Origin of the sequence: Achromobacter mucicolens (assembly GCF_029866465.1) — a bacterium.
GTDB lineage: Bacteria > Pseudomonadota > Gammaproteobacteria > Burkholderiales > Burkholderiaceae_B > Achromobacter > Achromobacter mucicolens.
Genome location: NZ_CP123364.1, coordinates 4,432,651 through 4,456,611 on the forward strand (window position 1 = coordinate 4,432,651; position 23,961 = coordinate 4,456,611).

Consider the following 23,961-nt stretch of genomic DNA (forward strand, 5'->3'; position numbering starts at 1 on the left):
ATTGCTAAAGCCCGAATTCAGGCGCTAGCATGCGGCAACGGATTTTTACCCGCCGGACGGACACGGGCCGCCCGCTCCCCCTGCGCCCTACGACGGCAATGCCGAAATCGATCTTCCCGCAGTACCCGAGGGATCGGCTGGCCGCTTTGGCAAGCGCCAATTCCCTGCGCGCCATCCGCGAAGGCCTGCTTTGGGCCATGCCCTGCCTGCTGGTGTCCGCGCTGTTCCTGGTGCTGTCCGTCTGCGCCCGGCTGCTGGGCCTGCCGGGCGGCATTGCCGATGCCCTGGCCGACCTGCACGGCGCGCTGTCCGCCGTCATGCCGCTCCTGGCCGGCACGGCCATCGGCTACATGCTGTCGATCCGCCACCGGCTGCCGCACCTGCCCACCGCGTTGCTGTGCCTGTGCCTCGTTGTCATCGCCGGCTTACCTGGACAGGTTGACCAAGGTGCTGGACCAGACGCGGGGCCAGGTATCGGTGAAGGGGCGCGCTGGTGATGAGCGGCCTCTTGCGGTTCTGCGAGGCATTGAACCTGCAGATCATTGTCGAGGGTGTGGAAACCGATGGTCAGTTGTCCGCGCTGGCGTCCAGCGCGGAGATCATCGTGCAGGGCTGGTACTACAGCAAGGCGGTGTCCGGCGAGCATGTCGTGGACTTCGCGCGCCGGCGGCAGGAAGGGCCTGCCCTGCCGGCGAACCTGCCCGAAGCAAAGGCTATTTGATGCCGATGAACGGCAGCGCCGCGCCCGGCACCTGGGTGGACGGCAGCACGCCATCCCATTTTTCCACGGCGTTCAGGCTGACGAGGTTGGTGTTGGCGGCCAGCGCCTCGGCCTTGGCGCGGATCGAGGCCGCCTCGGCTTCGCCGCGCATGCGGATGCCGTCGGCTTCCGCGGTGAACTGCTGACGGCGCGCGTCGGCCTCGGCCTTGGCCTTGACCACCTGGATCTCGGCGGTGATCATCGCCGTTTCCTTTTGCTGGCGCGTGGTTTCGATCTGCACCTGGGCCAGCATGCGCTGTTCGATCGAATGCTCGTAGGCCTGCGAGAAACCCACTTCCTCGATCTGAACGCCCACCACCTGGACCGGCGCGCCTTCCATCGTCTTGAGGACGGCGCTGTTCACATCCAGGCCGAGCTTCTGGCGTTCCTGGATGGCGCGCACGGCCGTGTACTGGCCGAATACGTTCTTCACCGCGTCCGGCGTCTTGCGCTCGAGCACGCGCATCTGCAGATTGGCGATGGTGCCGTATTCGGAATAGAGCTCTGCGACGTGCTCGGACGGCACGCGGTAGGTCACCGACACGCGCAGCGTGGCCGGCTGCTGGTCATAGCTATAGGCCTCGAGCTTTTCGAATACGAAGGTGTGGTCGCGCACGGACACCGTCATCACGTTGTCGATGAACGGCGTCTTGAAATCCAGGCCGGGTTCGGCCACGCGCACCAGCTTGCCGTTGCGCAGCACCACGCCGCGCTCGCCCTGATCCACCTGGAACCACGAGCCGAACGCGATGAACAGGATCAGCAGAAAGATGAGCGCGGTGCCAATGGCGAATGTCAGTTTGCGCGGCTTGACCGCGCCGATCGTCTTGACCATCTGGATATCTGTCGGCTTCATCTTCACTTCCAATCCCTGTCTGTTCTTTTGCGTTTACGGTCCGAGAGCACCGCTGCGATGCCGCGCGCGAGCAGATAGGCGATGACCGCCGCCCCCACCAAGATCAGGAAATACCGCATCGAGCGTCCCCCCCCGGGAAAGAAGGACGGGATTCTAGCCCGCAGCGGACGCGCTGCCGCAAGCGGGTGTCAACGTAATGTGGCGATACGTTTCCGAACGTTTCACACGCGGTGTTTTCGGCGGTTTTACGTCCCGTACCAGCGCAACCCCAACCGGGACAGCGGATCGGGATAGTCCCAGAACGCGTGGTCCAGCGTCTCCAGCTCTTCCTGCTCCGCCTCGGTCATCGCGCCGTAGATATCGTTGAGCTGCACCACCTCGGGCGACGCCTCGAAGCGGTCGATCAGCGCGCGCATGCGCGAGAGTACGTCCAGCATGTGCACGGCCCCGATCTTGCGCAGCGCCTTCAAGGCAAGCTGGCAGGTCTCGTCGCCCCAGTTGCACAGAAACTGCATGAAGCCGCCGTTATTGATGTCCGCCTCCATGCGCCACAGCGCAACCAGTTCCTGGTCGGTGGGGGACAAGCGGTCGAGCTTCCATCCGGCCGCCTGCAACGCCGCCATGGCCTGCTCGTATCGCAAGTCCCACAGCAGATCGTGCACGTTGAGCATGCCCTGCGGCACCGGCGCGGCCAGCGCGGGCCACACGACGCCGTGGCCGTCATCCACCAGTTGCCACGCCTGGCGTGCCTCGGGCGTGGCTTCATGCAGGCGGATATGCCGCCGTATCGGCTCCCTGACCTCGCGGCCGTCGGCAAGCGTCAACAGCACGTGCGTATCGGTCAACGTCAGGGCAGTGATGCGGTAATCGGGAGTCGGCATTGCAAGGGCCCGGCATGACAGGAAAGCGCAAGACCCTACCGGATCGGCGCGGCGCTGTCGAGGCGCGCCCGTTGCCGGGGCGCATCGCGCCGCATCCTGTTACGGCTCCCTGTTCACCCATCTGCTACGTTAAACAGGACCGCGCCGGGGCCCATCCGGCGCGCTTGTCGGAGATCGACCATGCCCCGCCCTTCCGAGTCCGCTCCCCTCATCGGAGTGGTCCCGCCATACATGCTGGACCGGCTTGCGCAGCACACCGATGCGCGCGTCAGCATGCCTGCCGTCAAGACGATGATCATCGATCAGCAGCAGCGCAGCCTGCGCGAGATGGCGGGACAGCCACCTCGCGCGACGCTGGCGCCGGCGCGCCAGGTGGCGCCGGCGGGCACGCCCGACCGCGCCGTGCACGACGCCGGCAACGGCACCACGCTGCCCGGCAAGCTGGTACGCGCCGAAGGCGCACGGCCGAGCGGCGATCCCGCGGTGGACGAGGCCTACGCGCATCTGGGCTCGACCTACAAGCTTTTCTGGAATGTGTACAAGCGGCACTCCATTGACGCGCATGGCTTGCCGCTGATCGGCACGGTGCATTACGGCGAGGACTACGAAAACGCCTTCTGGAACGGCGCGCAGATGGTGTTCGGCGATGGCGACGGCGAGATCTTCAACCGCTTCACCGTCGCGGTCGACATCATCGGCCACGAGCTCACCCATGGCGTGATCGACACCGAGGCCGCCCTCCTCTACCAAGGCCAGCCCGGCGCGCTGAACGAATCGCTGTGCGACGTGTTCGGCGCGCTGGTCAAGCAGTATTCGCTGGGGCAGACGGCCCGGGAGGCGGACTGGCTGGTCGGCCAAGGTCTCTTCACGGAAAACGTGCAAGCGCGCGCGCTGCGCTCGATGGCCGAGCCGGGCACCGCGTACGACGATCCCGTGCTGGGCACGGACCCCCAGCCCGCGCACATGCGGGACTACGTCGATACGCCGCGCGACAACGGCGGCGTGCACATCAACTCGGGGATTCCGAACCGCGCGTTCTATCTGGCCGCCACGGCGCTGGACGGCAATGCGTGGAACGGCGCGGGGCACGTCTGGTACGACACGCTGTGCGACAAGCGCCTGCGCCACGATGCCGCGTTCAAGGATTTTGCGGGCCTGACGCTGCTGGTCGCCGGCGAGAAACACGGAGCGGACGTGCGCCGCGCCATCGACGAGGCCTGGAAGGCCGTGGGCGTGCTGCCATGATCGAACTGCCGCCCCTCGACCTTGCCCAGCTCGTGCGCCTTAGCCGCGAGGGCGGCCTGGCATACCTGCCCGGCCTTGCCCAGCCGCGCCGTATCGACATGGCCACCTGCCCGCCTGGCGTGCGGCAGGAGGTCTGCGACGCGATCCTGCATGCCGCCCCGAAAGCCATGCCCGGCAGCGCCGGCGCGGGCGGCGATCAGCGCTACTTCCACGTGGAAGTGGAATTCGAAGGCGCGGATACCGCGCGGGTCACTTTTGACGTGCCGGAGGCCGATGCGCCGGAAACGCTGGTGCGTCTTTGGAAGCGCCCGCCCGGCCAATCTGAATAGCACGCCCCGCATACAGCCCGGTCACCGCCATGACGGCGCACAACGCCGCGCACACGCCCAAGGCGGCGCCCCACCCGCCCAGCTTGTCATGCAAGCCGCCCACCAGCGCGGGGCCGGTCGCGGCGAACAGGTAGCCGGCACATTGCGCCATGCCCGACAGCGCCGCGGCCTGCTGCGCATGGCTGGCGCGCAGTCCCACGAACGCCAGGCCCAGGATGATGCCCGCGCCGGTGCCCAGGCCCAGCAGCGCGATCCACAACGCGCCCCACGAGGGCGCCGCGATCAGGCCCGCGAACGCGACGCACGACGCGCCCGCCGCGCAGAACGCCGCAACCCGCTGATCCCTCAACCGGCGCAGTAGCGGCGCCATGAACAATGCGGGCGCCGCGGACGCCAGCTGCATGAATCCATGCAGCGATCCGGCGCGTTCGGCAGAGTAACCCGCGTCGCGCAAAATGGCGGGCAGCCAGCTCACCGCCACATAGAACACGAAAGAATTGATGCCCAGGAACACGGTGACCTGCCAGGCCAGCGGCGAACGCCACAGACGCACGCCGTGCGGCGCGTGGGCGGTGGTCGCGGCGGGCGGCGTGTGGCCCGCAAGCTGGGGCAGCCACAACAGCAGGCTGATCAACGGCAGCGCCAGCATGCACAGCGTCGAAAACCGCCAGCCGCCCAGGGGCAGATTGGCAAGCGGAATCGCAACGGCCGAGGCCAGTCCCGCCGCAAGACCCATCGTCAGCACGTAGGCCGACGTCAGCCCCGCCAGGCGCTGCGGGAAGTCGCGCTTCAACAGGCTGGGCAGCAGCACGTTGCCCAACGCAATGCCCGCGCCGATGATGGCCGTGCCCGCGTACAGCCCCGCCGCCGCACCCATCGTGCGGATCACGATACCGCCAGCGACGAGCAGCATCGCCGCAAAGAGCGTGCGCTCCAGGCCAAACCGGCGCGCAAGCCCCGCGGCGAACAGCGACACCACCGCGAAGGCCAGCAGCGGCAGCGTGATGAGCATGCCGGCCGCCGCGGACGACAGGTCCAGCTCGGCGCGGATCAGGCCGATCAGCGGCGGCACGCCGGTGAACGGCGCGCGCAGGGCCATCGCAATGCAGAGAATGCCCAGGATCAGCAGCGCCGGGCGGCTGGGTGGCGTCGAAGGACGGGAAACGTGCATGGTCATTCGGGCGTCGGCAAAGGGAGACGGAAAGGCCACCAGCTTACGCGCCGCGCGCCTTACCGAATTTCGAGATAATGACAACCTTTCCCGCAATTCGGCCACATTCCCCTTTTGCAGCGCCGACGCCCATGCGCACGCCCGACACGCCGCCCGCCCCCTTCGATCCGGATTCCGCCACGCAATGGGCGTTCGCCATGCCCGTGCATGCGGCCGAGCAGGACAACGAATCGCCGACGCACCGGCATCACATGGGCCAGCTTGTCCTGGCGCTGCGCGGCGGCGTCACCTGCTCGGTGCCGCAAGGCCTGTGGATGGTGCCGCCGCAGTGCGCCGTCTGGATCCCCGGCGGCGTGCCGCACAGCAACCGAGTCACGGCCAATGGCCGCGTCTGCTTCCTGTTCGTGCCGGCCGACGCGCCGCGCCTGCCCACGGCATGCTGCACGCTGGCTATCACTCCGCTAGTGCGCGAACTGGTCGTGCACCTGGCCAACCTGGCGCCTGCCGACGCGGCGGCGCCCGCCAACCGCAGACTGGCCGACGTGCTGATGGACCAGTTGTCGCAGATGCCCACCGAGCACCTGCACCTGCCCATCTCGGATCATCCGCGCCTGCGCGAAATCGCCGGCGCGTTGAACGCGGATCCGGCGGACCGCAGCACCGTCGCACAGTGGGGCAAGCGCGTCGCCATGAGCGAACGCACGCTGGCGCGGCTGGTGCAGCAGGAGGTCGGCATGAGCTTCGGCCGCTGGCGTCAGCAGCTGCACATCATCCTGGCGCTGCAACGGCTGTCGGCGGGCGTGTCGGTGCAGCGCACGGCCGAAGACCTGGGCTACGAGTCGGTCAGCGCCTTCATCACGATGTTCAAGAAGACGCTGGGCAAGACGCCCGCGCGTTATTTCGCGGACAAGAGCGACCCGCAGGCCACGCCGCCATGAACGCGCGCGCGGGTCACGCCTGTCTGGAACCGGCCACGATGAACAGGCGCGGAAACGGCAGCAGCACGGTGCCATCGGCCAGCGCCGGATAGGCCTGCTCGATCAACGACTGATAGCGCGCCAGGAAACTGGCCTGTTCGGCGGCATCCAGCTTGTCCAGATAGGGCCGCAAGGCCGTCCCCTTGAACCACTCGACCACGGCGGCGGCGCCCGCGAGCGGATGGTGGTAGGTCGTGCACCATACGTCCAGCGTGCCGCAATGCGGCTTGAGAAGTTCGTAATACCAGGCCGCCCTGTGACGCGGCGGATGCTTGACGCCGCCAATCTTGGCCTCCCAGGGCGCCTCGCCGGCCACCTGCCTGGCCAGACGATGCGCGGGTTCTTCCAGGTTGTCGGGCGTCTGCACCGCCAGGCTACCGCCGGGGGCCAGCTTGGCCACCAGCGCGGGGTAGAGCGTCTCGTGGTCGGGCACCCATTGCAGCGCGGCGTTGGCAAGGATCACGTCATAGCGCTGCGGCGGATTCCACGTGGCGATGTCGGCCAGTTCGAACGACAGCGCCGGCAAGCGCTTGCGCGCCGCATCGATCATGTCCTGCGAGCTGTCCATGCCCGAGATCTCGGCGTCCGGATAGCGGCTGGCCAGCACTTCGGTGGAATTTCCCGGCCCGCAGCCCAGGTCCACGGCGCGCTTGACGAGCAGATTGGGCAGGGCCGCCACCAGGTCCCGCACCGGGCGGGTACGTTCGTTTTCAAAGGCGGAATACTGCTTGGCGGACCAGCTGTTCATGATCGTTCCTTGCGTGGCGATGGGGGTAGCGCCGACTGTACGCTTCGCCTTTTCCGCTGACAAATTCACAGTGGCGTCGCTTGCCATATCGGCTGCATATGGACTGCACAAAAAGGCCGCCATAAAAAAACCCGCCGGTTGTCGCCGGCGGGCGGTTGGAAGGCGGGACGCCAGGGTTACTGCGGCTTCAGTTCATCCGAGCGGGTTTTCCACAGCGAGAACAGCACGCCGCCAAGGATCAGGCTGAAGGTCACGCCCAGCGAAATCGCGGGAGGCACCTTGCCGATGAAACCGACCAGGAAGATCTTCGTGCCGATGAACACCAGGACCAGAGCCAGCGCGTACTTCAGGTAATGGAAGCGGTGGATCATCGCCGCCAGGGCAAAGTACAGCGCACGCAGGCCCAGGATCGCGAAGATGTTGCTCGTGTACACGATGAACGGGTCGGTCGTGATGGCGAAGATCGCGGGCACCGAGTCCACGGCAAACACCAGGTCGACAAACTCGATCAGCACCAGCGCCAGCAGCAGCGGCGTCGCATAACGCACCTTCTTGGACGTGGCCGGATCGACCTCGGTCACCATGAACGCGTTGCCGCGCAGGTCGTCCGTGACACGCATGTGACGCTTCAGGAACTTCAGGATCGGATTCGTGGCGATGTCAGGCGTCTGGTCCGCGATCATCCACATCTTGATGCCCGTGAACACCAGGAACGCGCCGAACAGATACAGCAGCCAGCCGAAGTTGCTGACCAGGGCGGCGCCCAGGCCGATCATGGTGGCACGCAGCACGATCACGCCCAGGATGCCCCAGAACAGCACCCGGTGCTGGTACTGGCGCGGGATCGCAAAGAAGCTGAAGATAAGCGCGATCACGAACACGTTGTCCATGGACAGCGATTTTTCGATCATGAAGCCCGTGTAGTAGGCCATGCCGCTTTCCGCGCCCATGTTCCACCAGACCCAGCCGCCGAACAGCACGGCCGCGGTGATGTAGCCGGCAGACAGCAACAGGCTTTCGCGCACGCCGATCTCGCGGTCTTCCTTGTGCAGCACGCCCAGGTCAAAGGCCAGGAGGCTGACGACGATACCGACGAAGAGCAGCCAGCTCCACGCCGGCGTGCCGAGAAAATCGGCGTTGAAGAAGGTAATCAGAGTGTCCATGGTTGACCCCGCTAGATTCGAAGGTGCCCATGATCCCGCTGTGCCTGGAATGGAGAAATCAGCCTGAAAGTGAGTTAAGGTTCGAAAAAACCGAAGTGAGCCGACACCCATGCTGAACTACCGCCACCTGTATTACTTCTGGATGGTTGCCAAGGAGGGCGGGTTTTCCCGCGCCGCCGAGCGCCTGGACATGGCCATCCAGACGATCAGCGCCCAGGTCCGGGAACTTGAAAAAAACCTGGGCCATCAGTTGCTAAAGCCAGCCGGGCGCGGCGTGGCGCTGACCGATGCCGGCCAGGCGGCGTTCGCCCGCGCCGAGGAAATCTTCCAGATCGGGCAAGTGCTGCCGCAGGAGGTGCGCGCGGCCGCCACCAAGCCCGTCGTGCGGCTGTCGGTGGGCCTGTCGGACGGCATTTCCAAGCTGGCGGCCCACGCCTTGCTGGGCCCCGTGCTGCATACGCCCGATCTGCACCTGACCTGCCATGAAGGCGAAGTGGAGGAGCTGCTGGGCGAGCTGGCGCGGCATCACCTGGATCTGGTGCTGGCCGGCCAGGGTGCCCCCGCCAACCCCAACCTGCGGCTGACCAGCGACCGCCTGGTGTCCTCGCCGGTGGACTGGTACGGCCCCGCCAAGCTGGTGCGCAAGTCGGACACGCTGGATTTTCCGCGCTGCCTGGAGCGGCTGCCGGTGCTGCTGCCCACGGGTCACTCGGTGCTGCGACAGACGCTGGACCGCTGGTTTGCCGAACAGAACGTGTATCCGAACGTGGTGGGCGAATTCGAGGACAGCGCGCTCATGTCGGTATTCGCGGCCCGGGGCCTGGGGGTGTTTCCGCTGAGCCGCCTGGGCGGGGACGACGTCGCGCTGTTGCGCGGTCTGCGGCCGCTGGCGCGCTGCGAGGACGTGCACGAGGAAATCCACGCCATCCGCAACCGCCGCGGCCAGCACCATCCCCTGGTCCGCGAGATTCTTTCCCAGGCAAAAACTTCGGTTTTATCTTAATGTTTGTCACATCCACTCTGGTTTTTCGGAAATAGAATCGCCGCTATCGTGGCGGTTCTTTTTGAGTCATCGGAGTACCACATCAATGAAGAAAATCATCTGGCTCGCTTTTGCCGTCCTCGCGGCGCTCTGGACCGGGCTGGTGGCGCTGACCCTGCAACTGACCGACTGGGTGCTGGCCACCATTGCCACGACGCAGGTGCCCGGCTCCGCCGTCGACACCTCGCAATGGGTTGCGCCGGCCTGGGCGGCCCCCTGGGTGGATCCGGCATGGCTGGAATCGCTGCAGGGCGGCCTGGTCTGGGCCGCGCAGGGTCTTAACCAGGTGCTGCCCTTCGCAGGCAGCCTCGGCACGCTGATCTCCGTGCTCGGCTGGATCTTCTGGGGCTTCATCATGGCCGGCCTGCTGGTGGTTGCCCTGATCCTGCACTGGCTGGCTGGCAAGCGCGAGCAGCAGGCCCCGGGGCGGCAAGTGGTGTAAAAAGGGGGCAGGCAACGCGCCGCCCGGTACGCTGCCCTTACCCGGAGCGTGCCGTGCTGTCTCGATCTACCCGCTGCCTGACCCTGCCGTTTTCGGCGCTGCTGGCCTGCGCCGGCGCGGCGTCCGCCCAGGCAGCGTCTCCCCACGGCGTCGCGGTCTGCACCGTGACGGGAACATCGGGGCAGTACAGCGTGCGGGTGCGCAACACCAGCGACAGGACGCTCTCGCACGCCGACGTGGTGGGCGTGCACCTGGATGCCGCCGGCCAGGGCGGCGCGCAGGTCACCGTCAACCTGCAGGACGTGCCGCCCGGCAAATACAAGACCGCCGTGCTGGCGCGCCCTGGCGAGTCCGCGGCGCTGGTCAGCATCGCCACCTACCAGACCATCGACGGCGTCGACACACCCCAACAGGAACTGTACGCAGGCAAGGTCGCCCATGTCGCGCATGGCTCGGCCCTGCAATACACGTTGGCGCCGCTGGCCTTGCGCGGCTGGACGGTGGCCTATGGCACGGCGCAGAGTCCCAAGCTGGAACCCGGCAGCGCCGTGCTGCTGATCTATCCCGCCCGCACGGGCAAGAAACGCGACGTCACGCGACCCGACGCCGGGCGCGCGCCGGCGGACGTGGTGCCGCTTGCGCCTTGCCCCGCCGTTCGCGGAAACTGACCGCGGTCCTTGACCGCGATCACGTGCCGCTCAAGAGGTCGCGCTCGTTCAGGAGCGCATAGACGATCTCGGGCCGGTTGTCGAAACCGCGCCGAATCGCGGCGGGCAGCGATGCCCGCGTCTTGCGGCACAGGCCGGGCAATTCTTCCAATTGAATCGAGATGCCGCGCGAGGTCCGCACCTCGTTTTCGCTGGGCGTGATGTGGATCACGATGCCAAGCTGGGCCTGGATGCGGCCCTGCATGGCCCGCAGGTCGTCCAGGCTGGTGATGTTTTCCAGCCGCGCGACGAGGCGCTTTTCTTCTTCCCGAGTCAGCCGCAGGATGCGCAGGTCGGACGCCGGATTGGCCAGCAACCGGTCCCGGTCGCACACACAGGCGCCGGGAGGACATTCTTGGCGGATGGGAAACGGCAGGTTCATGGGGACGGTGCGCCAGCCACGACGGCGCGGGGCGTTGCCAATCTGGGCATTCTAACCAGGATGAAGGAGCTCCTGCTGGCGCGCACTGCGCGTTTACCCCGCTAGCGCGGGCCGCAGACTTCCCGGCCAGGCAGCCGTAATCGTTCAACCCCCGGCATCGTCTGGCGCGCCTTTTGCCGTAAGCTCTGCCCTCGCCCTGAACTCGCCCTTCGCCATGACACTTTCACCCCGCCGAATCGTGACCCGCGCCCTGATCGTTCTGGCGGCGATCGTGCTGGTGGCGGCCGTGGCGCTTGCGGCGACGGGCCTGCTGACCGGCGCCCGCGACGCCGACGTGGCCGTCGTGCTGGGCAACACCGTTCAACCCGGCGGACAACCCTCTGCGCGCCTGGCCGCGCGGCTGGACCGCGCCTACGACTGCTATGCCGCGTCCCGATGCCGCATTCTGTTCGTCAGCGGCGGCGTGGATCCGGCCGGCACGGACGAAGCCGCCGCCATGCGCGACTACCTGCTGGCGCGCGGCGTGCCCGAGGACCAAATCGTCGTCGACAGTGCGGGGGTGGACACGTGGGCCACCGCCCGTCACGCCAGCGCCTACATGCGCGAACACGGCTACACACGGGCCCTGGCCGTGACGCAGTATTTCCATGTGCCGCGCACGATGCTCGCGCTCAAGCGCCAGGGCGTGGCCGAGGTCAGCGGCGCCTATCCGCCATTCTTCGAAATTCGCGACCTCTATTCCATTTTCCGTGAGCTGCCCGCCGTGGCGCTGTATATTTTCCGGCCGCTATAAGGGCGAACCATCAGGGCGCATCCGCCCGCCTGATCCATCCAGGACTTCCCATCGTGCTGATCTTCCACAACCCCGTTCACAACAAACACAGCGGCCGCCACGAAATGTTCCGCGGCAAACTGGTGCCTTGCCATGAAACGCCGGCAAGGCTGGCGTTCGTGCTGGACGCGCTGCGCCAGCGCGGCATCGGCGAACTGCGCGTGCCCGGTAGCCCGGACATGGATCTCATCAAACGGGTGCACACGCCGCGTTATGTGGATTTTCTGGCAAGCGCCTGGAACGAATGGGTGGCGCTGGATCCGGCCAATGCCGATATCGACGTGCTGCCGTCGATCTGGCCGGTGCGCGGATTTCGCCACGACATCGAGCCCACCAATTTCGCGGCGCGCGTGGGCCTGTTCTCGTTCGATAGCGGCTGTCCGCTGACGGCCGGCACCTGGGAGGCGGCCACTGCGGGCGCCGCCTGCGCCATCGACGCCGCGCGCGCCGTATCCCAGGGCCAGGGCCTGCGCGCGGCAATGGCGTTGACCCGGCCGCCCGGCCATCACGCCGGTCCGGACTTCTTTGGCGGCTATTGCTTCCTGAACAACGCGGCCCTGGCGGCGCAGGCGCTGCGCGACGCGGGGGCACAACGCGTCGCGGTGCTGGACGTGGATTATCACCATGGCAACGGCACGCAAAGCATCTTCTATGACCGCGGCGACGTGCTCACCGTGTCGGTCCATGGCGACCCGACCACCGAGTATCCGTTCTATCTGGGCTATGCAGACGAGCGCGGCGAAGGCGCCGGCCAGGACTGCAACCTGAACCTGCCGCTGCCCGCCGGCAGCGACTTCACGGCCTGGACCGCCGCCTTGCAGCAGGGGATAGACGCCGTGCGCGCGTTCAAGGCCGACGCGCTGGTCGTCGCGCTGGGCGTGGACACCTACGAAGGCGATCCGATTTCGAAGTTCAAATTGAAGAGCGCCGACTATCTGCAGGTCGGTCAGATGCTGGCTGGGCTCGGGCTGCCCGTGGTGTTCACGATGGAAGGCGGCTATGCGGTCGCGGACGTGGGCATCAACGTGGCGAATGTGCTGGAAGGGTATCTGGGCTGAACCGTCTGGAAGGTCTGAAAGGTGTCAGACACCGCCGCAAAACCGCAGCACCCATTCAATCGCGCGTCTCAAGCACCTTGTTGATCCGCAGCGCCAGCAGCGTGCACGCCACACCCGACAGCAGGTACACGCTGACCGCCACCAGCCCGAATCGCGCGGACAGGCCCAGTGCCACCACCGGCGCGAAGGCCGCCCCGACCAGCCATGCCATGTCGGACGTCAGCGCCGCGCCGGTATAGCGGAACCGGCGCGTGAAGTTGGCGGTGACCGTGCCCGACGCCTGGCCGTAGGACAGGCCCAGCAGCGCGAAGCCGATCAGAATGAACGCGTCCTGCGCCTTCGGCCCGCCGCCCAGCAGCCAGGGCGACACCACCGCAAACACGCCGATCAGCATGGCCAGCAGCCCCAGCGTCGTGCGCCGGCCGATGCGGTCGGCCAGCCATCCGGAGGCGATCGTGCCCAGGATGCCAATCACCGATCCAATGATCTGCACGATCAGCACATCCGAAATCTGTTGCGTGCCGCTGACAGCGATCCACGACAGCGGAAAAACGGTGACGAGGTGAAACAGCGCATAGCTCGCCAGCGCGGCGAAGGCGCCGATGAAGAGGTTGTAGCCTTGCTGGCTGACGATCTCGCGGATGCTGATAGGTTCGAGTTCGCCTTCTTCAAGCAGCTGCGTGTATTCCTCGGTCACGACCAGCCGCAGCCGCGCAAAGAGCGCCACCACGTTGATGGCAAACGCCACGAAGAACGGATAGCGCCAGCCCCACTCCAGAAAGTCCGACTGCGTGAGCGTCACGTGCAGATAAAGAAAAAGCGCGCTGGCCACCATGAACCCGACCGGCGCGCCCAGCTGTCCCATCATCGAATACCAGCCGCGGCGATTGGGCGGCGCATTCAGCGCCAGCAGCGATGGCAGGCCGTCCCACGATCCGCCGAACGCCAGCCCCTGCAGGCAGCGGAACACGGCAAGCAAGGTGATCGCATGCACGCCGATGGATTCATAGCCCGGCAGAAACGCCATGCCCACGGTCGCGGTGCCCAATACGAACAAGGCAACGGTCAGCTTGGTGGCGCGGCCCCATCGGCGCTGAATCGCCATCGACACGGCCGTGCCGATGGGACGCATGATGAAGGCAAAGGAGAAGATGACGAAGGCCCAGAGCGTGCCTTCCAGCGGTGCTTCGAAGGGAAAGAACACCTTCGGAAAAACCAGAACGCAGGCGATGCCGAATACGAAGAAGTCGAAGTATTCCGAGGCGCGTCCCACCACCACGCCCACGGCGATCTCACCAGGCGCCACCTTGGCGTGGCTGGTCCCGCCGCTGATCGCCCCAGGTCCGGAAACGGGAGAGGGATGACCAGGATATTGCGTGGTGGTCGACATGGATTCGCTCGCAAAAAAAGGATCTGAATACGCCTTGTCTACGATCTTGCAACACACCTGCATGACAGTACGCGCATCATGCCGCACCCCGCAAGCCTTACGGCCCAGGACGGCTCCGCATGCGCGGCCGTGCATACTTTTGCTCTTTTTACCCTAGATTTTTCGCGGCTTCCAGCGTAGTGTTTCGTTTACTTCGCACGGTTACGTTTCGGGGTATGACTATGTCGTCCTTCGCAAGGCTTCGCGGATTGATCCTGTTTGCCGCCCTGCCGCTGCTCGCCGGGTGCAATGCGGTCTTGCTCTCGCCGTCGGGCGACGTGGCCGTGCAACAACGCAACCTGATCATCATCTCCACCGGCCTGATGCTCATCATCATCGTGCCGGTGATCATCCTGACCTTGCTGTTCGCCTGGCGCTATCGCGCCAGCAACAAGGACGCCGCCTACGATCCCGACTGGAACCACTCCACCATGCTGGAGCTTCTGATCTGGGCCGCGCCGCTGCTCATCATCATCGCGCTCGGCGCACTCACGTGGGTCAGCACCCACCAGCTCGATCCCTACCGACCGCTGGCGCGCCTGTCCGAAGGCCGCGAGGTGCCGCCCAACACCAAGCCGCTGGTGGTCGAAGTGGTGGCGCTGGACTGGAAGTGGCTGTTCCTCTATCCCGAGCAAGGCGTGGCGGCAGTGAACGAAATGGCCGCGCCGGTCGATCGTCCCATCCAGTTCAAGATCACCTCGTCATCGGTGATGAATTCATTCTTCGTGCCCGCGTTGGCCGGCCAGATCTACGCGATGCCCGGCATGCAGACCACGCTGCACGCCGTCATCAATCACCCCGGCGAATACGAGGGCCTGTCCGCCAACTACAGCGGCTCGGGGTTTTCCGGCATGCGCTTTCGCTTCCATGGCCTGGACCAGAAAGGCTTTGACGACTGGGTCGGGCAGGCGCGCAAGTCGCAAGCCACGCTGGACCGCGCGGCGTACCTGAAACTTGAACAACCCAGCGAGCGCAACCCGGTGCAGCGTTACGCCACCGTTGCGCCGGGCCTGTTCGACGCCATCGTGAACCGATGCGTCGAGCCCAACCGCATGTGCATGCGCGACGCGATGGCGATCGACTCGCAAGGCGGCGCCGGCATTCCGGGCGCGCATAACCTGACCACCCTGGATCCCCAGACGCGCGAGCGCCTGGGGCTCACGGACACGCCGCCGCGCAAGTACGTGGGCGCCATGTGCACGGCCACCGAAGGATTGCTGCTGTAGCGCGGCAGGTTTTTCAGCTCGGCACGTGCGCCATGTAAACGCGGTCTTTTTGCTGGAATCGAGATGCCTGATCAACCTGACCTCACCAAGCTGATCTTCGGCCGTCTGACCTGGGACGCCATTCCTTACCACGAGCCCATCCTGCTGGTCACGTTCTTCGTGGTGGCGATCGTCGGCATCGTCGTGCTGGGCTCCGTCACTTACTACAAGAAGTGGGGCTACCTGTGGCACGAATGGTTCACCAGCATCGACCACAAGAAGATCGGCATCATGTACGTGATCCTGGGCATCGTGATGCTGCTGCGGGGCTTTGCCGACGCCATCATGATGCGGGCGCAGCAGGCCGTGGCCTTTGGCGATTCCACCGGCTATCTGCCGCCGCACCATTACGACCAGATCTTCACGGCGCACGGCGTCATCATGATCTTCTTCGTGGCGATGCCGCTGGTCACGGGGTTGATGAATTTCATCGTGCCGCTGCAGATCGGCGCGCGCGACGTCGCGTTTCCGTTCCTGAACAACTTCAGCTTCTGGATGACCGCCGGCGGCGTGATCCTGGTGATGATGTCGCTGTTCGTCGGGGAATTTGCCCGCACCGGCTGGCTGGCGTATCCGCCGTTATCGGGGATACTGCACAGTCCGGACGTAGGCGTGGACTATTACATATGGGCCTTGCAGATAGCGGGCGTGGGAACACTGCTATCCGGGGTGAACCTGCTGGTCACCATCGTGAAGATGCGCGCGCCCGGCATGAAGATGATGCGCATGCCCATCTTCACGTGGACGGCGCTGTGCACCAACGTGCTGATCGTGGCGGCCTTTCCGGTGTTGACGGCGGTGCTGGCCCTGCTGTCCATGGACCGCTATGTCGGCACCAATTTCTTCACGGCGGACTTTGGCGGCAACGCCATGATGTACGTGAACCTGATCTGGATCTGGGGCCACCCCGAGGTCTACATCCTGATCCTGCCGGCGTTCGGCATCTTCTCCGAGGTGGTGTCCACCTATTGCCGCAAACGCCTCTTCGGCTATGCGTCCATGGTGTACGCCACGGTCGTGATCACCGTGCTGTCGTACCTGGTGTGGCTGCACCACTTCTTCACCATGGGGTCCGGCGCCAGCGTGAACTCGTTCTTCGGGATCACGACAATGATCATCTCGATCCCGACCGGCGCCAAGATCTTCAACTGGCTGTTCACCATGTATCGCGGGCGCATCCGGTTCGAAGTGCCGATGCTGTGGACGCTCGGGTTCATGGTCACGTTCGTGATCGGCGGCATGACGGGCGTGCTGCTGGCCGTGCCGCCCGCCGACTTTGCGCTGCACAACAGCCTGTTCCTGATTGCGCACTTTCACAACGTGATCATCGGCGGCGTGCTGTTCGGACTGATGGCCGGCATCACCTATTGGTTTCCCAAGGCGTTCGGCTACAAGCTTGATCCGTTCTGGGGCAAGTGTTCGTTCTGGTTCTGGCTGGTGGGCTTTTACGTGGCCTTCATGCCGCTTTACGTGCTGGGCCTGATGGGCGTGACGCGCCGCGTGAACCACTTCGAGGACATGTCGCTGCAGATCTGGTTCCAGATCGCGGCCTTTGGCGCGCTGCTGATCGCGTGCGGCATCGCCAGCTTCATCATCCAGCTCGTGGTCAGCTACCGCCGCCGCGACCAGTTGCGCGACACCACCGGCGATCCGTGGGATGGCCGCACGCTCGAATGGTCCACGTCGTCGCCCCCGCCCGTGTACAACTTTGCGTTCACGCCGCGGGTGCATGACCTGGACGCCTGGTGGCAGATGAAGCAGCACGGCTACCAGCGTCCGCAGCAGGGCTTCATTCCGATTCACATGCCGAAGAACACGTGGGCGGGCATCGTGCTGGCCGGGATCAGCGTGGTGCTGGGCTTTGCGCTGATCTGGCACATGTGGCCGCTGGTGGTGCTGGCGTTTGCCGCGCTGATCCTGGTGTCGATCATCCATACCTTCAACTACAAGCGCGACTACTACGTGCCGGCCGAACAGGTCGTCGCCACGGAAGACGCCCGCACAAGGCTGCTAGCGCAACATGTCTGATACCCTCGCCCACCCCATGCCCGGCGGCGCCGCGCCGGCTCAGGAACCGGTCTTCTACGTTCCTGGCGAACACCATCCCAAGAACGGTACGCTGCTCGGGTTCTGGATCTACCTGATGAGCGACTGCCTCATCTTCGCGTGCCTGTTCGCGGTCTACGGCGTGCTGGGCCGCAGCTTCGCGGCCGGGCCGTCCGGCGCGGACCTGTTCGACCTGCCGCTGGTGGCGGTGAACACGACGCTGCTGCTGCTGTCCTCGATCACGTATGGCTTTGCCATGCTGGAGATGCGGCGCAACCGCATCGGCGCCACGCAATTGTGGCTGGCGGTTACCGGCATCCTGGGCCTGGGCTTTCTGTCGCTAGAAATCTACGAATTCTGGCACCTCATCCACCAGGGTGCGGGCCCGCAGCGCAGCGCCTTCCTGTCGGCCTTCTTTACGCTGGTCGGCACGCACGGGCTGCACGTCACCTTCGGGATCGTCTGGCTGGTGACGATGATGCTGCAGGTCCGCCTGCACGGCCTGATCCCGGAAAACCGCCGCCGCCTGATGTGCCTGTCGATGTTCTGGCACTTCCTGGACCTGATCTGGGTGGGCGTGTTCACCTTTGTGTACCTGATGGGAGTGCTGCCATGACGTCGCACATGGATAACCTGGCCGACACCGGCCACGGCGGCCATCATGGCCACGATCATCACGATGGCCACCATGACGATGACGACGCCGCCGCCCACGGCACCTTCAAGAGCTACATGACCGGCTTCGTGCTGGCGGCCATCCTGACGGCGATCCCGTTCTGGCTGGTGATGGACCGGGTCATCGACAGCTCGCGCGTCACGGGCCTGGTGATCCTGGCGTTCGCCGTCGTGCAGATCGTGGTGCACATCGTCTACTTCCTGCACATGGACACCAAGTCCGAAAGCGGCTGGAACATGTTGGCGTTAATATTCACGCTGGTGCTGGTCGTGATCACGCTCAGCGGATCCATCTGGATCATGTATCACTTGAACTCCAACATGATGCCCATGTCCCCGCATGACATGCGCAAGATGCCCTGATGGCAGCAGTCAAAGACATTTCTTCACGCGACACCTCCCGACATCCGCGCAGCAAGGCAACCCTGGTCATCCTGGGGTTGCTGGCGGTCGCCCTCTTTGCCGGGCTTTGCGCCCTGGGCACCTGGCAGGTGCACCGGCTGGCCTGGAAGCGCGCCTTGATCGCGCAGGTGGATCAGCGGGCCCACGCGCCCGCCACGCCCGCCCCCGGCAAAAGCGAATGGGCGCAATTGACCCCGGACAACGCGGAATACCGCCACGTCACCGCCGCCGGCACGTACCACTTCGACAAGCAGACGCTGGTGCAGGCCGCGACCGAACTGGGCAGCGGCTATTGGGTCATGACGCCGCTGCAATTGGCGGACGGCGGCACCGTGCTGGTCAACCGCGGCTTCGTGCTGCCGGCTTGGCGCAAGGACCCGGCCAATGCCGCCCAGCCCGCCGCCCCGGGCCAGGTGACGGGCCTGCTGCGCATGGGCGAGCCGGCCAGCGGCTTTCTGCGCAACAACGACCCGGCCGCGAACCTCTGGTATTCGCGCGATCTGCCCGGCATCGCGGCGGCGCGCGGGTTGACCGACGTGGCGCCCTACTTCATCGATGCGGATGCGGCGTCCAGCCCCGGCAAGGATCCCGCGCGGGAACCGGTGGGCGGCCTGACGATGCTCAACTTTCCGAACAACCATCTGACGTACGCCATCACCTGGTATGCGCTGGCGCTGATGGTGATCGTGGGCGTGGTGATCTTCGTGCGCGAGGAAAAGCGCGCGCGCCGGCAGGCCTGAACCTCATGCGGTAAAAATAACGGCGCCCTTTCGGGCGCCGTTTCGCTTGGGCGGCCGGCTCACGCCGGCGGCATCAGCAGGCCGGCCAGCGAATGCTGCCCGGATCGGGGCACACCCACGATCCCTGCAGCCGCGCCCGGATCTGGGCCAAGCTTTGTTCGACCAGCAGCTCGCCGTCGCGGAACACCGGCACCAGCGCCCCGCCCGCCGCCTGCTCGGGCGTCTGCTGATCGTGCAGCACGTAGCCGCTTGGCGTCTCTTCCACGCGCAGCAGTCCCTTGGCGGACTTCTTCACGCCGGAGTCGGTGACCGGGTCCTTGACCAGTTCCTGCGGTTCGCCGTTGACTTCGGCGTATGTGGCCTTCAGCGCCCAGCCGAAGGTGTCGCGCGTCAGGTACTGATAGGTGTATGACCCGATGCCCAGCACCACGTTGCCCGAGGCAAAGCCCTTGCGCTCCAGCCGCACCAGGATGTCGCGCGCCCGGGTCAACGTGATGGAGTCGCCGTAGATCAGGCCGACGTGCGGATCCAGAAGCTTGTAGCCGCGCTCGGTCTCTACCCCGCCAAAGGTGTCCCACAGGCATTGCACGGCGCCCTTCACCTCGGCGGCGCGCAGGGCTTGCCGCGCGCTGGCGTCTTCACCCAGCAGCCAGTAGTTGCCGGTGGCCGCATCGCGCACGGCCTCAAAGCCGGCGGCTTGCGCCGCTTGCAGGGCAGCGCGGTCGTCTACGCCCGGCACATCGGTGCAGAAGTAGCCAGTCAGGATCTTCACGGGATCGCCCGAGTCCGGGCGGAACACGACCTTGGCGTTGCCCAGCGCATCCGGCTCGCGGCTCATGATCTCGGACTTGAGCGCCGCCGCAAAATCCGTGACCACCTGCCAGAAGTCCCAGGTGTCCGACACCACGGACACGATGCCCGCCGGATAGACCTGCTTGACCAGGCGGCGGATGGTTTCGATCTCGCCTTCCTTGCTGCCCAGGCACATCACGGAGTGTTCGGTCGCCGGCACCGAGCCGCCGATGAGTTCCCGATCCGAATCCGCGAGGTAGAGGTCTTCGAGGTAATCGATGGCCGGGATCGTGTCGGTGCCGGTGAAGGACAACAGGTGGCCCGCGCCGCACTTGCGCGCGTCGTACAGGCCGGCCATGCCGCGCATCGAGAAGTCGTGGCCCTGCCAGTCCACGAACGCCATCGGGCTGCCGGTCAGCTGCGCGAAGTAGGTCAGCAGCTTGCGGTATTCGAAGGCGATGGTGGCGACCGTGGACGGCTTCCAGGATTCGCAGCTGAACAGGGTTTCGATGTAGGTCACCAGCCAGGCGAATTCCGGCTGGGTGTTGATGAAGGTGACGGGCGGCACGCGGATGTCGACGCGGGCGCCTTCGGGCACCGAGCGGATTTCCAGCGGCAGGTAGCCCAGGTCGTGCAGCGCCTGCAGGTGGTCGACCGTGACCGCGCCCTTGCCCAGCGCGTTGTCCACGCGGCGCTGGTACTGGCGCACCGCCGTCGCGGCCGGCTTGCCGAAGAACTCGCGGTTGAAAAGACCGATCAGGATTTCCTTGATGAAGCCCTGCAGGCCGAACCAGACGATCTTCTCGTCGAACAGTTCGGGCAGCACCGGCGCCAGGCGCGCGGAACGCGGCGTGAAGTTGGCAAGGATCTTGTTGGTGCCCTTGGGGTACTGGAACGGGTGGCCGGTCTTGTAGAAATCCGCCTGCAGAAAGGGATTCAGGCCGTTCTTGAGCGCGGGGGCCAGGGTGTCGGGGGCATTCATGGCGTTTTCCTTCTTGGCTACTTAGTTGACCAGGACGGCTGCGGCGGCGCCCGGCACAGGGGCGTCTTCGGTGCGAGTCCAGTCGTAGGCGGTGAAAATCTCGGCGTAGTTGGCCTTCAGTTCGGTCAGACCCTTGCTGAAGATGCCGTGCGTGACATACAGGTAGAGCGGCTGGCGGGTCTTGCCGCGCAGGGCGGCGGCCAGTTCCAGGAACGTGCGTCCGCCGTCGCAGATGTCGTCGACCACCAGCACCGGCTGGGCCGGGATATCGTCGGGCACGCGGGTTTCAGTAATGCGGCCGGTCTGCGGATCGCGGACCTTTTCCGCGTAGCGCACATCCGCCACGCCCAGCGCCTTGGCCAGCGCCTGCACCCGCTTGCGGGCGCCGGCGTCCGGCGCCATCAGCGTGACACCCTGCGCAAAGGCCGGGGCGGCCAGCGCCTTTTTCAGGAAGGCGGCGGCATCGGCGATCCGAACCCGCGCGAGCAGCGCGGGCGTGACGTCGCTGTGGGGTTCGACGATGGTGACGGTGGCGTACTGCTGGTCGTTGATCAGCTTGCAGAACACCGCGGCGCCCAGCGCCTCGCCCGGATTGCACACGCGGTCCTGGCGGGCGTACGGCACGTAGGGCATGTCCAGGTGCACCGGCACGGCGGGGTTCAGGCGGCGCAGGGCATCGGTCAACAGCAACAACTGCATCACGTCGTCGGCCGACTTCAACAAGGCATGGATGCGAAATTCGCGGGCGGCGTCCGCCTGCTCGCGCAACCCTGCCGGAATGGTGACCTGCATTTCGCCGCCCGGAAACCGGAACGCTGCCGGCGTATCGGTCAGGCGTTGTCCTTCAATGACCGCAGTGATGGTGAACATGATCGTCCCTTAGTGGCATTTCAAAACTAAGTGACGCCAGTATAAGCCTACTTATTGTCGTTGTGCAACTATCTTTGCATTTGATTGGACGCGCTCACGCCTCATCCGACGCTGCGGTCGAAAAACGTGAAATCCTTCAGCCGGTACAGGCGCGCCGGCCGCTGCGCGCCGCCGACCTGTTCGTCGGTGGCCTCCAGCGCGCCCCACGCTTCCATCTTGCGGCGGAAATTGGACTTCTCGAGCCGGGTCTGCAGGATCGCCTCGTAGGTGTGCTGCAGCTGCGTCAGCGTGAAGCGCTCGGGCAAAAGAAAGAACGGCAGCGTGGAATAGGTGGACTTGCTGCGCAGGCGATCCACGGCCGCCCGGACGATGGCGGCGTGATCGAACGCCAGCGGCGGCAGCGCGTCGACGCTGACAAAGCGGAACTCGGCGCGCGTGGCGGCGGCCAGTTCGGCGGCGGGCACCAGGGCCACGTAGGCCACCGACAGCGACCACTGCCGGGGGTCGCGATCCATGCCCGAAAACACCTGCAGCTGCTCAAGGTAGCGCGGCTCGAAACCGGTCTTTTCCCGCAACACGCGCCGGATGCTGTCTTCGGTGGACGCGTCCTCGTCGGCGTGCACCACGCCGCCAGGCAGCGCCATCGCGCCCTGGAAGGGCTCGCGGTCGCGCTGGTGCAGCGCGACTTCCAGGCCGGATTCGCGCAGGGTGAGAAGGACGGCGTCGACCGTGACGAGCGGCTGGGGAAATTCCAAGACGAGGGTTCCAAGATTCGGGTTTTGGGCAAGATGCCACTATGACGGATCCAGGTCAATCCGGCCCCGATCCGCCTGCGCAGGTTTCGGGCGCGTGCGCCACTAGAACAACTTCGAATTTTGGCAAAAATTGACGGCGGATAACGACAATTAACGCATTGTTCTACACTATGCCCCGAGGAACACCGCCGGGTTGATGCTTGGCGCCGTGTTCCTTTTGCTTTTTCTTCAACTGCAACACAGGAGTTTTCCGGATGAAAAAGACGCTGCTCGCCGCGGCAATGCTGGCCTCTTTCGCAGGCGTTGCCCAGGCAGAACCGTCAGTCACCCTCTATGGTGTCATCGACACCGGCCTCGGCTACAACAAGATCAAGGGCGATGGCTACAGTGGTTCCAAAGTCGGCATGATCAACGGCATCCAGGCCGGCTCCCGCTGGGGCCTGCGCGGATCCGAAGATCTGGGCGACGGCCTGCGTGCCGTCTTCAAGCTGGAAAGCGGCTTTGACTCCGCCAACGGCAGCCGCGGCCAGTCGGGCCGCCTGTTCGGCCGCCAAGCCACCATCGGCCTGGCCAACGACGCCTGGGGCTCGCTCGAATTCGGCCGCCAGGCCACGGTCGGCTCCAACTACCTGGCCGACATCGATCCCTTCTACACCAGCTACACCCAGTCCAACCTGGGCCTGGGGTTCAGCGCGGCCAACACCATGCGCTGGGACAACATGGTCATGTACCGCACCCCGTCGGTGAACGGCTTTGAATTCGCCGTGGGCTACTCGTTCAGCGTGGACGACACGACGACGGACCAGACCGGCTTCAAGACCGCCGACAACACCCGCGGCATCACGACCGGCCTGCGCTACGTGCAAGGTCCGCTGAACGTGACGCTGACGTATGACCAGCTGAACGGTTCCAACCGCGGTTCCATCGACAACGGCGCCACGCCGCGCCAGTACGCCATCGGCGCGTCGTACGACCTGGAAGTGGTCAAGCTGGCCGCCGCTTACGGCCGCACTACCGACGGCTGGTTCGTTGGCCAGGACCTGCCGGCCGGCACGCCCTTCAGCGATGAATTCGGCATCAACCGCTTCGTGGACGGTTTCAAGGCCAATTCCTACATGCTGGGCGCAACGTTCCCCCTCAGCGCGGCCGGCAGCCTTTTCACATCGTGGCAGCACGTGGCCCCGTCCAACGACAAGCTGACGGGCGGCGACGCCAACATGAACGTCTACAGCGTGGGCTACACCTACGACCTGTCCAAGCGCACCAACCTGTACGCCTACGGTTCGTACGGCACGGATTACGCGTTCATCGACGGCGTCAAGAGCACCGCCGCCGGCGTGGGCATCCGCCACCAGTTCTAAGCGTGTGCCGGGCCGGTCCGCCTGCGCGGCGCCGGCCCACCCCGCCGCCCG

The 23,961-nt window shown here is 65.6% G+C and carries 26 protein-coding genes; 16 read left to right on the forward strand and 10 right to left on the reverse strand.

Annotated elements, in window-relative coordinates; translation table 11 throughout:
- Positions 1 to 98 precede the first annotated feature (98 nt).
- Positions 99 to 497 carry a hypothetical protein gene (locus QEP15_RS20350; RefSeq protein ID WP_312542389.1) on the forward strand — a complete coding sequence of 133 codons (399 nt, stop codon included), beginning with the start codon at positions 99 to 101 and terminating at the stop codon, positions 495 to 497.
- The gene (locus QEP15_RS20355) at positions 497 to 721 is read left to right on the forward strand and encodes an EAL domain-containing protein (RefSeq protein ID WP_226846934.1); all 225 of its coding nucleotides are present in this window, start codon (positions 497 to 499) and stop codon (positions 719 to 721) included. Before QEP15_RS20350 ends, QEP15_RS20355 begins: the two co-directional genes overlap by 1 nt.
- On the opposite strand, the gene QEP15_RS20360 is transcribed toward QEP15_RS20355, so the two are convergent.
- Positions 714 to 1,616: a prohibitin family protein gene (locus tag QEP15_RS20360; RefSeq protein ID WP_373980262.1), complete on the reverse strand. Its 903-nt coding sequence runs from the start codon at positions 1,614 to 1,616 to the stop codon at positions 714 to 716. The genes QEP15_RS20355 and QEP15_RS20360 overlap by 8 nt on opposite strands.
- Before the next feature lie 245 nt (positions 1,617 to 1,861).
- Positions 1,862 to 2,497 carry a DMP19 family protein gene (locus tag QEP15_RS20365; RefSeq protein ID WP_280147949.1) on the reverse strand — a complete coding sequence of 212 codons (636 nt, stop codon included), beginning with the start codon at positions 2,495 to 2,497 and terminating at the stop codon, positions 1,862 to 1,864.
- A 180-nt stretch (positions 2,498 to 2,677) separates the two neighbouring features.
- Here QEP15_RS20365 and QEP15_RS20370 point away from each other — a divergent pair, with 180 nt between their 5' ends.
- Together QEP15_RS20370 and QEP15_RS20375 are read left to right on the forward strand one after the other, a co-directional pair.
- On the forward strand, positions 2,678 to 3,742 hold the full coding sequence (locus QEP15_RS20370) for a M4 family metallopeptidase (protein ID WP_180097978.1): 1,065 nt from the start codon (positions 2,678 to 2,680) through the stop codon (positions 3,740 to 3,742).
- Positions 3,739 to 4,071, forward strand: coding sequence for a protealysin inhibitor emfourin (locus QEP15_RS20375; protein ID WP_063952390.1), 333 nt, complete (start codon positions 3,739 to 3,741; stop codon positions 4,069 to 4,071). Before QEP15_RS20370 ends, QEP15_RS20375 begins: the two co-directional genes overlap by 4 nt.
- Here QEP15_RS20375 and QEP15_RS20380 read toward each other — a convergent pair.
- Entirely contained in the window at positions 3,992 to 5,242 is a 1,251-nt protein-coding gene (locus QEP15_RS20380) for an MFS transporter (RefSeq protein ID WP_175155191.1), read from the reverse strand. The genes QEP15_RS20375 and QEP15_RS20380 overlap by 80 nt on opposite strands.
- Before the next feature lie 131 nt (positions 5,243 to 5,373).
- Between QEP15_RS20380 and QEP15_RS20385 the strand changes: the two genes are divergently transcribed.
- Complete coding sequence (locus QEP15_RS20385; RefSeq protein WP_062839716.1) at positions 5,374 to 6,180, forward strand: AraC family transcriptional regulator; 807 nt, start codon at positions 5,374 to 5,376, stop codon at positions 6,178 to 6,180.
- A gap of 13 nt (positions 6,181 to 6,193) precedes the next feature.
- On the opposite strand, the gene tam is transcribed toward QEP15_RS20385, so the two are convergent.
- Both tam and QEP15_RS20395 read right to left on the reverse strand, forming a co-directional pair.
- Positions 6,194 to 6,967 carry a trans-aconitate 2-methyltransferase gene (tam, locus tag QEP15_RS20390; protein WP_152382414.1) on the reverse strand — a complete coding sequence of 258 codons (774 nt, stop codon included), beginning with the start codon at positions 6,965 to 6,967 and terminating at the stop codon, positions 6,194 to 6,196.
- A gap of 176 nt (positions 6,968 to 7,143) precedes the next feature.
- Complete coding sequence (locus QEP15_RS20395; RefSeq protein WP_062839718.1) at positions 7,144 to 8,130, reverse strand: TerC family protein; 987 nt, start codon at positions 8,128 to 8,130, stop codon at positions 7,144 to 7,146.
- Between the two features lie 109 nt (positions 8,131 to 8,239).
- On the opposite strand from QEP15_RS20395, the gene QEP15_RS20400 reads away from it, so the two are divergent.
- The 3 genes from QEP15_RS20400 to QEP15_RS20410 all read left to right on the forward strand — a co-directional run bounded on the left by QEP15_RS20400 (position 8,240) and on the right by QEP15_RS20410 (position 10,282).
- The gene (locus QEP15_RS20400) at positions 8,240 to 9,133 is read left to right on the forward strand and encodes a LysR family transcriptional regulator (protein WP_062839719.1); all 894 of its coding nucleotides are present in this window, start codon (positions 8,240 to 8,242) and stop codon (positions 9,131 to 9,133) included.
- Between the two features lie 85 nt (positions 9,134 to 9,218).
- A complete protein-coding gene (locus tag QEP15_RS20405) occupies positions 9,219 to 9,614 on the forward strand; it encodes a hypothetical protein (protein WP_056326221.1) in 396 nt (131 codons plus the stop codon).
- Between the two features lie 53 nt (positions 9,615 to 9,667).
- Positions 9,668 to 10,282 (forward strand): hypothetical protein, encoded by a 615-nt coding sequence (locus QEP15_RS20410; protein ID WP_223572606.1) that lies wholly within the window; start codon positions 9,668 to 9,670, stop codon positions 10,280 to 10,282.
- A gap of 19 nt (positions 10,283 to 10,301) precedes the next feature.
- Here the strand turns inward: QEP15_RS20410 and QEP15_RS20415 are convergent, their stop codons facing one another.
- Entirely contained in the window at positions 10,302 to 10,703 is a 402-nt protein-coding gene (locus tag QEP15_RS20415) for a hypothetical protein (RefSeq protein WP_175155192.1), read from the reverse strand.
- A 214-nt stretch (positions 10,704 to 10,917) separates the two neighbouring features.
- On the opposite strand from QEP15_RS20415, the gene QEP15_RS20420 reads away from it, so the two are divergent.
- Complete coding sequence (locus QEP15_RS20420; protein ID WP_280147950.1) at positions 10,918 to 11,496, forward strand: YdcF family protein; 579 nt, start codon at positions 10,918 to 10,920, stop codon at positions 11,494 to 11,496.
- A 53-nt stretch (positions 11,497 to 11,549) separates the two neighbouring features.
- Positions 11,550 to 12,593: a histone deacetylase family protein gene (locus QEP15_RS20425; protein WP_175155194.1), complete on the forward strand. Its 1,044-nt coding sequence runs from the start codon at positions 11,550 to 11,552 to the stop codon at positions 12,591 to 12,593.
- 55 nt (positions 12,594 to 12,648) lie between these two features.
- Here QEP15_RS20425 and QEP15_RS20430 read toward each other — a convergent pair whose 3' ends face one another.
- Positions 12,649 to 13,983 (reverse strand): MFS transporter, encoded by a 1,335-nt coding sequence (locus tag QEP15_RS20430; RefSeq protein ID WP_056326974.1) that lies wholly within the window; start codon positions 13,981 to 13,983, stop codon positions 12,649 to 12,651.
- A 221-nt stretch (positions 13,984 to 14,204) separates the two neighbouring features.
- Here QEP15_RS20430 and cyoA point away from each other — a divergent pair, with 221 nt between their 5' ends.
- From cyoA to QEP15_RS20455, 5 genes are all read left to right on the forward strand, one after another.
- Positions 14,205 to 15,248 carry a ubiquinol oxidase subunit II gene (gene cyoA / locus QEP15_RS20435; protein WP_175155195.1) on the forward strand — a complete coding sequence of 348 codons (1,044 nt, stop codon included), beginning with the start codon at positions 14,205 to 14,207 and terminating at the stop codon, positions 15,246 to 15,248.
- 63 nt (positions 15,249 to 15,311) lie between these two features.
- Complete coding sequence (gene cyoB / locus QEP15_RS20440) at positions 15,312 to 17,315, forward strand: cytochrome o ubiquinol oxidase subunit I (protein ID WP_056326200.1); 2,004 nt, start codon at positions 15,312 to 15,314, stop codon at positions 17,313 to 17,315.
- Positions 17,308 to 17,949 (forward strand): cytochrome o ubiquinol oxidase subunit III, encoded by a 642-nt coding sequence (gene cyoC, locus QEP15_RS20445; protein ID WP_056326198.1) that lies wholly within the window; start codon positions 17,308 to 17,310, stop codon positions 17,947 to 17,949. Before cyoB ends, cyoC begins: the two co-directional genes overlap by 8 nt.
- Positions 17,946 to 18,371, forward strand: a complete 426-nt coding sequence (cyoD, locus tag QEP15_RS20450; RefSeq protein WP_369818574.1) for a cytochrome o ubiquinol oxidase subunit IV — start codon at positions 17,946 to 17,948, stop codon at positions 18,369 to 18,371. Before cyoC ends, cyoD begins: the two co-directional genes overlap by 4 nt.
- Entirely contained in the window at positions 18,371 to 19,150 is a 780-nt protein-coding gene (locus tag QEP15_RS20455; protein WP_152382419.1) for an SURF1 family protein, read from the forward strand. The genes cyoD and QEP15_RS20455 overlap by 1 nt, the downstream gene beginning before the upstream one ends.
- A gap of 73 nt (positions 19,151 to 19,223) precedes the next feature.
- On the opposite strand, the gene QEP15_RS20460 is transcribed toward QEP15_RS20455, so the two are convergent.
- The 3 genes from QEP15_RS20460 to QEP15_RS20470 form a co-directional block, all read right to left on the reverse strand.
- The gene (locus tag QEP15_RS20460) at positions 19,224 to 20,924 is read right to left on the reverse strand and encodes a nicotinate phosphoribosyltransferase (protein ID WP_152382420.1); all 1,701 of its coding nucleotides are present in this window, start codon (positions 20,922 to 20,924) and stop codon (positions 19,224 to 19,226) included.
- A 21-nt stretch (positions 20,925 to 20,945) separates the two neighbouring features.
- Complete coding sequence (gene prs / locus QEP15_RS20465) at positions 20,946 to 21,794, reverse strand: ribose-phosphate diphosphokinase (RefSeq protein ID WP_280147951.1); 849 nt, start codon at positions 21,792 to 21,794, stop codon at positions 20,946 to 20,948.
- A gap of 101 nt (positions 21,795 to 21,895) precedes the next feature.
- Positions 21,896 to 22,549: an NUDIX hydrolase gene (locus QEP15_RS20470; RefSeq protein WP_056326188.1), complete on the reverse strand. Its 654-nt coding sequence runs from the start codon at positions 22,547 to 22,549 to the stop codon at positions 21,896 to 21,898.
- A gap of 254 nt (positions 22,550 to 22,803) precedes the next feature.
- On the opposite strand from QEP15_RS20470, the gene QEP15_RS20475 reads away from it, so the two are divergent.
- Positions 22,804 to 23,910, forward strand: coding sequence for a porin (locus QEP15_RS20475; protein WP_152382422.1), 1,107 nt, complete (start codon positions 22,804 to 22,806; stop codon positions 23,908 to 23,910).
- Positions 23,911 to 23,961 lie beyond the last annotated feature (51 nt).